Origin of the sequence: Micrococcus sp. HG099, assembly GCF_024723355.1 — a bacterium.
GTDB classification, from domain to species: domain Bacteria; phylum Actinomycetota; class Actinomycetes; order Actinomycetales; family Micrococcaceae; genus Micrococcus; species Micrococcus endophyticus.
In genome coordinates this window covers 1-8,376 of the sequence record NZ_JANQCJ010000106.1, presented here as the reverse complement: position 1 = coordinate 8,376, position 8,376 = coordinate 1, and the positions used below count along the sequence as shown (strand labels likewise).

Annotated in this window: 11 protein-coding genes; 1 reads left to right on the top strand and 10 read right to left on the bottom strand. The window is 70.3% G+C overall.

The window, feature by feature from the left end:
• On the top strand, positions 1-190 hold a 190-nt coding region (locus NWP10_RS09300), incomplete at its 5' end, for a hypothetical protein (RefSeq protein WP_258300700.1).
• 62 nt (positions 191-252) lie between these two features.
• Here NWP10_RS09300 and NWP10_RS09295 read toward each other — a convergent pair.
• The 10 genes from NWP10_RS09295 to NWP10_RS09250 form a co-directional block, all read right to left on the bottom strand.
• Positions 253-642 (bottom strand): DUF2550 family protein, encoded by a 390-nt coding sequence (locus NWP10_RS09295; RefSeq protein ID WP_234404069.1) that lies wholly within the window; start codon positions 640-642, stop codon positions 253-255.
• 35 nt (positions 643-677) lie between these two features.
• Positions 678-953 (bottom strand): F0F1 ATP synthase subunit epsilon, encoded by a 276-nt coding sequence (locus tag NWP10_RS09290; RefSeq protein WP_258300699.1) that lies wholly within the window; start codon positions 951-953, stop codon positions 678-680.
• Between the two features lie 6 nt (positions 954-959).
• The gene (gene atpD, locus NWP10_RS09285) at positions 960-2,417 is read right to left on the bottom strand and encodes a F0F1 ATP synthase subunit beta (protein ID WP_258300698.1); all 1,458 of its coding nucleotides are present in this window, start codon (positions 2,415-2,417) and stop codon (positions 960-962) included.
• 53 nt (positions 2,418-2,470) lie between these two features.
• A complete protein-coding gene (locus NWP10_RS09280; RefSeq protein ID WP_017488403.1) occupies positions 2,471-3,364 on the bottom strand; it encodes a F0F1 ATP synthase subunit gamma in 894 nt (297 codons plus the stop codon).
• 84 nt (positions 3,365-3,448) lie between these two features.
• On the bottom strand, positions 3,449-5,083 hold the full coding sequence (gene atpA / locus NWP10_RS09275; RefSeq protein WP_017488402.1) for a F0F1 ATP synthase subunit alpha: 1,635 nt from the start codon (positions 5,081-5,083) through the stop codon (positions 3,449-3,451).
• Positions 5,084-5,173: 90 nt separating this feature from the next.
• Entirely contained in the window at positions 5,174-5,989 is an 816-nt protein-coding gene (locus NWP10_RS09270; protein ID WP_017488401.1) for a F0F1 ATP synthase subunit delta, read from the bottom strand.
• The gene (locus NWP10_RS09265) at positions 5,986-6,534 is read right to left on the bottom strand and encodes a F0F1 ATP synthase subunit B (RefSeq protein ID WP_017488400.1); all 549 of its coding nucleotides are present in this window, start codon (positions 6,532-6,534) and stop codon (positions 5,986-5,988) included. The genes NWP10_RS09270 and NWP10_RS09265 overlap by 4 nt, the downstream gene beginning before the upstream one ends.
• Positions 6,535-6,617: 83 nt before the next feature.
• A complete protein-coding gene (locus NWP10_RS09260) occupies positions 6,618-6,833 on the bottom strand; it encodes an ATP synthase subunit C (RefSeq protein ID WP_002857264.1) in 216 nt (71 codons plus the stop codon).
• 151 nt (positions 6,834-6,984) lie between these two features.
• A complete protein-coding gene (atpB, locus tag NWP10_RS09255) occupies positions 6,985-7,785 on the bottom strand; it encodes a F0F1 ATP synthase subunit A (RefSeq protein ID WP_258300697.1) in 801 nt (266 codons plus the stop codon).
• 211 nt (positions 7,786-7,996) lie between these two features.
• Positions 7,997-8,376: hypothetical protein (locus tag NWP10_RS09250; protein WP_258300696.1), on the bottom strand; the 380-nt coding region annotated here is incomplete at its 5' end.

The window sequence follows — 8,376 nt, the reverse complement described above, 5'->3', positions numbered from 1 at the left end:
GCGCCAGACCCTGGTCGAGGCGGTCACCGCCCTGCTGGCCGCGCGCCTGGACGCGGACGCCGTGCTACGCGCCGCCGTGCACGTGCCGCGGCGCAGCCTGCCGGAGACGCCCGCGCCGGAGCTCGAGGACGGAGCGCTCGTGTGGGGCGAGGGGCGGCCGCTGGTGGCGCTGCCCGCCGCGCGGGCCTAGAGAGGGCCGGACGGCCGCACGGGCCTAGAGAGGGCCGGAGTGGCCTTGAGAGGGGCGCCGGTTCAGCGGCGCCAGAACGAGGACGCTGCGGACGGGCCGGCCTCGCTCCAGGCGCGCAGGGCGCCGGCGTCGTCCGGGTCCACGACCACGGTGACGGAACCCCGGCCGCCGTCGAGCTCGAGGACGGCGCGGCCGTCCTCGGCCACGGGCAGCCGGTCGATCTGCAGGTCGCAGCGACCCACGCTCCAGCGCTCGCGCCGGATCATCCAGCGGCCCGTGAAGAGCAGGCGCGTCTCGTCGTACACCCCGATGACGCGCTCCCGGGGCCGGCCGTGCCCCTCGAGGACGGCCGGGAAGGCGGCGGACGTGCGCAGGAGGGCCCGGCGCCGCACCGCCAGGGCGGAGGCCGACAGCGCGAACACTGCCAGCACACCCGCCAGGGCGATGAGCACCGGGCCCTCCAATGTCAGGTCCTGCCGTGTCCGCGTCAGGCCGCTGCGGCGTCGCCCAGCCGGGCGGACGTCGCGGCAATCACCACGCGGTCGTGGTCCACGGAGAAGAAGCCTCCGTGGGCCAGGGCGGTGACGGTCCCGCCGTCGACGGCCCGCACCACGACCTCGCCGTCGCCGAGGACGGCGAGCATCGGGGTGTGGCCGGGGAGGATGCCGATCTCACCGTTGACGGTGCGCGCCGAGACGGCCGACGCGGCGCCCGACCAGATGGACCGCTCCTCGGAGACGATCTCCACGTTGAGCTCAGCCATGATCGATCAGCCCTCGGCCTGGATCTTGGCCCACTCGCGCTCGACGTCGTCCAGGCCGCCCACGTTGTAGAAGGCCTGCTCGGCGATGTGGTCCAGGTCGCCGTCGGCGATGGCCTTGAAGCCCTCGACGGTGTCCTTGATCGGCACGGTGGAGCCCTCCACGCCGGTGAACTGCTTGGCGGTGTAGGTGTTCTGCGAGAGGAACTGCTCGATCTTGCGGGCGCGCGCCACGGTGATCTTGTCCTCCTCGCCGAGCTCGTCGACGCCGAGGATCGCGATGATGTCCTGCAGCTCCTTGTTCTTCTGCAGGATCTGCTTCACGCGGATGGCGGTGTCGTAGTGGTCCTGGCCCACGTACTGCGGGTCGAGGATGCGCGAGGTCGACGCCAGCGGGTCCACGGCCGGGTACAGACCGCGGGACGCCAGGTCACGGGTCAGGTTGATGGTCGCGTCGAGGTGCGCGAACACGTTGGCCGGGGCCGGGTCGGTGTAGTCGTCCGCGGGGACGTACACGGCCTGCATCGAGGTGATGGAGTGGCCGCGCGTGGAGGTGATGCGCTCCTGGAGCACGCCCATCTCGTCCGCGAGGTTCGGCTGGTAGCCCACGGCGGAGGGCATGCGGCCCAGCAGCGTGGAGACCTCAGAGCCGGCCTGCGAGAAGCGGAAGATGTTGTCGATGAAGAGCAGCACGTCCTGGTTCTGCACATCGCGGAAGTACTCCGCCATGGTCAGCGCGGACAGGGCCACGCGCAGACGCGTTCCCGGCGGCTCGTCCATCTGGCCGAACACGAGGGCGGTGTCCTTGAGGACGTCCGCCTCGTCCATCTCGACCCAGAGGTCGTTGCCCTCACGGGTGCGCTCGCCCACGCCGGCGAACACCGAGGTGCCGCCGAAGTTGCGGGCCACGCGGGTGATCATCTCCTGGATGAGCACGGTCTTGCCCACGCCGGCGCCGCCGAACAGGCCGATCTTGCCGCCCTTGATGTACGGGGTCAGCAGGTCGATGACCTTGATGCCGGTCTCGAGCATCTCCGTGGAGCCCTCGAGGGAGGCGAAGTTCGGGGCGGCGCGGTGGATCGGCCAGCGCTCCTCGAAGTTCAGGGAGGAGGTCTCCACGTCCAGGGTCTCGCCCAGCACGTTGAAGATGTGGCCCTTGACGGCGTCGCCGACGGGCACGGAGATGGGGGCGCCGGTGTCCACGACGTCGGTGCCGCGCACCAGGCCGTCGGTGGACTGCAGGGAGATGGCGCGGACCATGTTGTCGCCCAGGTGCTGGGCGACCTCGAAGGTCACCGTGCGGCGCTGGCCGTTCAGGTCGATCTCGGTGGTCAGCGCGTTGTAGATCTCCGGCATGGCGTTCGCCGGGAACTCGGCGTCGATCACGGGGCCGATGACGCGGGAGACGCGTCCGGTGGCACCGCCGGTGGGGGTCCCGGTGCCCTGGTCAGTGATGGTGGCAGTCATCTCTCTCACTTCTATCGTGTGTGGATGGCGAGTCTGGTGAGTCCGGTACGGGCTCAGGAGTTGTTGAGCGCGTCCGCGCCCGCGATGAGCTCGGTGAGCTCCTGGGTGATCTCCGCCTGACGGGCGTTGTTCATCAGGAGCGTGTAGTCCTTGATGAGGCCAGAGGCGTTGTCGCCCGCCGACTTCATGGCGCGCTGACGGTTGGCGAGCTCAGAGGCCGCCGACTGCAGCATCGCGTTGAAGATGCGCGACTCGATGTACTTGGGCAGCAGGGCGTCGAGGACCTCCTCCGCGTCCGGCTCGTACTCGTAGAGCGGCAGCACGTCCTCCGGGGCGGCGACCTCCTCCTCGACGACCTCGAGGGGAAGCAGGCGCACCACGTGGGGGTTCTGCTTCACGAGCGAGACGAACTCGGTGAACACGATGTGGATCTCGTCCACACCGCCGGCGGCGGTGTCCGTGAGGAACGCGTCCACGAGCGTCTCGCCGATCTCGGAGGCGCGCTCCGCGGCGGGGGCGTCCGTCTGACCGGTCCACAGCTGCTTGTACTCGCGTCCGCGGAAGTCGAAGTACGTCTGCGCCTTGCGGCCCACCACGTAGACGTCCACGTCCTTGCCCTCCTCGCCCAGGCGGGTGAGGAGCTGCTCGGCCTTGCGCAGCACGTTCGCGGAGTACGCGCCGGCCAGGCCGCGGTCCGAGGACAGGATGAGCACGGCCGCCCGGGTCGGGTTCTCGGGCTCCGTGGTGAGGACATGATCGATGTCGTGCTGGCTCGACACGGCCGAGACGGCGCGGGTGATCGCGTTCGCATAGGGCAGCGACGCGTTGACGCGCTCGCGTGCCTTGGTGATGCGGGACGTGGCGATCAGCTCCATCGCCTTGAAGATCTTCTTCATCGACGACGTCGATGCGATCTTCTGACGGTAGACCCGGATCTGGGCTCCCATGGTGGTCCTTTCCCTGGCGGGAGGGCGGTCCGGCGTCGTTCCCCTTCGGGCCCGACGCCGGACCGCTCCCTCACCGACCTGCGGTCAGCGCTTCTGCTTGGTGATCTGCTCCTGCGCGACCTGGTCCTGCTCGATCGCGCGGTGCTCCTCGTGGCCGGCGTGCACGCCACCGTCCTCCGAGGACTGGAAGCCCTTCTTGAACTCGGCGATCTCCGACTCGAGCGCGGAGACGGTGCCGTCCTCGAGCTTGCCGGTGGAGCCGATGTCCGTCAGGACGGAGCCGCGACGACGCAGGTGGTCGATGAACTCGCGCTCGAAGCGCAGCACGTCCTCGACCGGGACCTCGTCCAGGTGGCCCTTGGAGCCGGCCCAGATGGACACGACCTGCTCCTCGACCGGGTACGGCGAGTACTGCGGCTGCTTGAGCAGCTCCATGAGGCGCTCACCGCGGGCGAGCTGGCGGCGGGTGGCCGGGTCCAGGTCCGAGGCGAACATGGAGAACGCCTGCTGGTCGCGGTACTGCGCCAGGTCCAGCTTCAGCGTGCCGGAGACCTTCTTCATGGCCTTCACCTGGGCGGCGCCGCCCACGCGGGACACCGAGATGCCCACGTCCACGGCGGGACGCTGGTTGGCGTTGAACAGGTCCGACTGCAGGAAGATCTGGCCGTCGGTGATGGAGATGACGTTGGTCGGGATGTAGGCCGACACGTCGTTCGCCTTGGTCTCGATGATCGGCAGACCGGTCATCGAGCCCGCGCCCATCTCGTCCGAGAGCTTGGCGCAGCGCTCGAGGAGCCGGGAGTGCAGGTAGAAGACGTCGCCCGGGTAGGCCTCGCGTCCCGGGGGACGACGCAGCAGCAGGGACACGGCGCGGTAGGCCTCGGCCTGCTTCGACAGGTCGTCGAAGATGATCAGGACGTGCTTGCCGCCGTACATCCAGTGCTGACCGATGGCCGAGCCGGCGTAGGGGGCGAGGTACTTGAAGCCGGCCGGGTCGGACGCCGGGGAGGCCACGATGGTGGTGTACTCCAGGGCGCCGTGCTCCTCCAGCGTGGCGCGGACGCCGGCGATGGTGGAGGCCTTCTGGCCCACGGCCACGTAGACGCAGCGGACCTGCTTGTCCACGTCGCCCGACTCCCAGTTCGCCTTCTGGTTCAGGATGGTGTCCACGGCGATGGCGGTCTTGCCGGTCTGGCGGTCGCCGATGATCAGCTGGCGCTGGCCGCGGCCGATCGGGATCATCGCGTCGATGGCCTTCATGCCGGTCTGCAGCGGCTCGTGCACCGACTTGCGCTCGGTCACGGTCGGCGCCTGCAGCTCGAGGGCGCGGCGGCCCTCGGCCTGGATCGGGCCCAGGTCGTCGATCGGCTGGCCCAGCGGGTCCACGACGCGGCCCATGAAGCCGTCGCCGACGGGGACCGAGAGGATCTCGCCGGTGCGCTGCACCTCCATGCCCTCGCGGATCTCCTGGAACTCGCCGAGGACGACGACGCCGATCTCACGGGCGTCGAGGTTCTGGGCGAGGCCCTGGATGCCGTTCTCGAAGCGCAGCAGCTCGTTCGCCATGACGGAGGGCAGGCCCTCCACGCGAGCGATGCCGTCCGCGGCCGAGATGACACGGCCGACCTCGGTGCGATCGGTGCCCGACGGTTCGTACGATGCCGCGAAGTCGTTCAAGGCATTGCGGACGTCGTCGGCATTGATGGTCAGTTCGGCCATCTGCAGTCCCTGCTCTCTTGTGCTTGGTGCTCATCGTCGGGGCGATGAGGCTTGCGTTCGTGGGTGTTCCGGATGCGGGCGGGGGCCGGCTCAGCCGGCCATCCTCCGCTGGAGGTCGTTGAGGCGCGAGGCCATGGACCCGTCGACGACGTCGTCGCCGACCTGGACGCGGATGCCGCCCACCACGTGGGGGTCCACCGTGACGTCCATGACGAGATCGCGGTCGAAGGCGCGACGCAGGCCCAGGGCCAGTCGCTCCTGCTGCTCCGCCCCGAGGGGGCGGGCCACGGTGACCTCGGCGATCCACTGGCGCTGACGCTCGGCGACGACGTCCGCCGCCTGGCGGACGGCGGCGGCCGGCTTCACGCCGCGCGGGGCGGCGACGGCGCGCTCGACCAGCAGCTGGCCGGCCGGGCTGGCCGACTCGCCCAGGAGACGGCGGGCCAGGGCGGCCCGTGCCTCGACGGGGGCGTGCTGATCGGTGAGCGCGCGCTGCACCTCGTGCGAGTCCTCCACCGTGCGGTTGAACGCCAGCAGCTCACCCGAGAGGGCGGCCAGCCCGGCGTGTCCACCGCGTCCGGCCTCTGCGGCGGCCGCGTGGGCCGCCACCGTCTCGAGGGCGTCCCCGAGATCGCGCTCCGCCGACCAGCGGCGGCCGGCCAGGTCCTTGAGGACCTGCAGTGCACCGGGGGTCACCCGGGCGCCGAACAGCGAGTCGACGAGGCCGTGACGGCGCTCGGTGGTCCAGGCGGGGTCGGTCAGGGCCCGGCGCAGCGCGCCGTGCTCGTCCACCACGTCCAGCGCGCCGAACAGCTCGCGTGCCAGGGCCACGCCGCCCTCGTCCAGCACCGGACCGACAGCCTCCAGGGAGGCGGCCAGGGAGTCCCTCGATGCGCCCGTCATCATTCGGCGACACCTGCGCTCTGGTGACGGTCCAGGTCAGCCAGGAAGCGGTCGACCACGCGCTGGGAGCGGGCGTCGTCCTCGAGGGACTCGCCGACGATCTTGCTGGCCAGGGTGGTGGCCAGGGTGCCGACCTCGCCCTTGAGCTGCGAGGCGGCCTGCTGGCGCTCCGCGGCGATCTGGGCCTGGGCCTGCTCGGAGATGCGCGTCGACTCCGCGGTGGCGCGCTCGCGCGCCTCGGCCACGATCTCCGCGGCCTCGGTGCGGGCGTCCTCGCGGATGCGGTTCGCCTCGGTGCGGGCGTCCGCCAGCTGCGACTCGTAGTCCGCCATCATCGCGTTCGCCTCGGCCTGGGCCTTCTCAGCCTTGGCGAGACCGCCCTCGATCGCCTCGACGCGGTCCTGGTAGGACTTCTCGAGGGTCGGGACGATGAACTTGATGACGATGAACATGAGCAGGGCGAAGCCCACGACGACGACGAGGATCTCCCACGGGTTGGGGATCAGGGGGTTGGCCCCCGCCGCGAGGATCAGTCCATTGCTGATCATGTTTCAACCATCCTTCGGTCAAGAGTCCTGTGGAGAGGGAGCGCCGACGGCGTCACCGCGCGGTGCTCCGTGGACGCGGCGCGTCAGGCGCCGATGACGAAGGCGAAGACCAGGCCCAGGATGGCGAGGGCCTCGGCGAGCGCGAAGCCCAGGAGGGCGATCGGCTGCAGGATGCGCTGGGCCTCCGGCTGACGGGCGACGCCGTTGATGTAGGCGGCGAAGATGAGGCCCACGCCGATGGCGGAGCCGATGGCGGCGAGGCCGTAGCCGATCATGTTGAGCGAACCGTGCAGTTCCATGGTGTTCCTTTCACGATGCCGAGGTGTCCGGCAGGGTTGTGGAGGGTCGGCCTCCCGGGTGGTCCTCCTGCGGAGGGCCGGGAAGTCTGGTGGCGGGTGCTCCCGCCGGACCGTGGCCGCCGTGGGTCATGCCTCGGACGGCCCCGGAAGATCAGTGGTCGTTCGCGTCGATCGCGCCCTGGATGTAGATCGCGGTCAGCAGGGTGAAGACGAAGGCCTGCAGGTACATGATCAGCAGCTCGAGGAAGTACAGGGCCACGGAGCCGATGATCACGAGGATGCCGGTGCCCTGCAGGGCGAGGCTGCCGGTCTGGGTGATCAGGTACGCCGCGCCGGCGCCGGCGAGCATCACGATCATGTGGCCGGAGAGCATGGTGGCCATCAGACGCAGGGAGTGGGTCAAGGGGCGCACGATGAAGTTGGAGATGATCTCCAGCGGCACGAGCAGCGGCAGGATCCAGGACGGCACACCCGAGGGCACGACCGCGAGCTTGAGGTAGCGGATGCCGTGGCGCTTGAGGCCGACGCCGATCCAGATCGCGTACACGATCAGCGCGATGCCGTAGGCGGCGCCCGCGTGGGAGAAGCTCGGCAGCTGCAGCACCGGGATGGCGCCGAACAGGTTGTTCAGCAGCACGAAGAAGAAGATCGCGAAGAGCAGCGGGACCCACTGGCGGAAGTTCTTCTCGCCCAGGATGTCCTTGGCGATGTCGTTGCGCACGAAGGAGTAGCCGGACTCGGCGAGCCACTGGGCCTTGCCGGGCACGAGCTGGGGACGGCGCATGGCCCACGCGAAGAAGGCGGTGATGAGCACCACGGACAGCAGCACGAGCAGCATCTGCTTGCCGAAGCCGGTGCCGTACTCCGCGCCCCACGGGAAGATCTCCGGGAGGTGACCATCCGAGATGGTGGGGGGCACGAATGTTGTGTTGGCCAGCACGAGGGTCAGCACGCGGTTCCTCTCCGAAGTGATGCAGTCGACGGGACGGCAGCCCCGTCCCCGGACCACAGGCGGCGCCGCTGCGTTGCGGGGACTGCCGGTGCGATGCGAGACACGGATGGCGGCAGGATCTTGCCGTCGAAGTGTTCGTCGTCAACGATACCAAACGGTGACCCGTGCTCCGTACCGCGCGAGGGGGTCCGTGACGGGCCCCGGGCGCCGGTCAATCGGCGTAGATCCCCCGCCGGGTGCGCGCGAAGACGAGGACCTCGACGCCCTGCCACACGAGGATCGCCACGAGGGCCGCGATCGCGGCCGCGTCGGGCAGGATCCAGTCCGGCCGCGGGACCGTGCCCAGGAGCACCGCGAAGACCGCGATCTTGAGGACGAACAGGCCCACGCTGACCGGCAGCGCGGCCTCGCGGGCGCGGTCCCAGACGAGCGCCGTCGTCGCCCCGGTGAGGGCGGACAGGACGAGGACCGCTCCCCCGCCGAGCAGCGCGGAGGCCGCGCCGTGGGGCCCGCCCGTGGCGAGCGCGACGGCGCAGACGACCGCCACCGCCGCGGCGGTCGCCGCGAGGCTCCAGGCGAGGATCCCCCACC